The organism is Thiolapillus sp. (genome assembly GCF_048562965.1).
GTDB lineage: Bacteria > Pseudomonadota > Gammaproteobacteria > Chromatiales > Chromatiaceae > Thiolapillus > Thiolapillus brandeum_A.
The window spans coordinates 1-524 of sequence record NZ_JBHNMF010001644.1 but is presented as its reverse complement, the minus strand read 5'-3'; the positions used below and the strand labels follow the sequence as shown (position 1 = coordinate 524).

Here is a 524-nt window from a genome sequence, read left to right as displayed (position 1 = left end):
AGTAATCTTATTTATTGCTGCTGGTATGCTATTTATTGGAGTGCTCCCATTACCATATGGCTATTACATGTTGCTTAGGTGTCAAGTCCCGATAGATCATAAACCGCTGCCAGCCATGGAGAGCGAAGCGAAGTCTGGTAGTCCCCAGTAGCCGCGAGGCCGCACTGCTTACCCGTCGTGCGCATAGCGCCAGAGGGGAAGCAAGTAGGCATCCAAACGCGGTGTCCAGTCATTGGGAGCCAAGTACCGAGCAGCAACGAGCTTGCGAAGTTGTTGCGCAGTGCTTGGTGACCAGGACGGCTGGGGCACAAATAGGTTGTCAAAGGCCGAGTCGATTTTGGGGACTGGGATGTCCCAAAATTTATCGACGAGGTCGAAGACGCACTTGTTCGATCAAGTGACAGACGAGGAGATCGCTGAGGTGGAACGTAAGCTGAATCTACGGCCCAGGAAATGCCTCAGCTATCGGGCACCCATTGAGGTGTTCTGTGATGGACCACACTGGCAGGACGCCACACCGGGTG

At 53.8% G+C, this 524-nt stretch carries 1 protein-coding gene; it reads right to left on the bottom strand.

The genetic code is table 11. The features are described from left to right. Positions 1 to 74: 74 nt before the first annotated feature. Entirely contained in the window at positions 75 to 323 is a 249-nt protein-coding gene (locus ACOCD2_RS25985) for a hypothetical protein (protein ID WP_419584764.1), read from the bottom strand. Between the last annotated feature and the right edge of the window lie 201 nt (positions 324 to 524).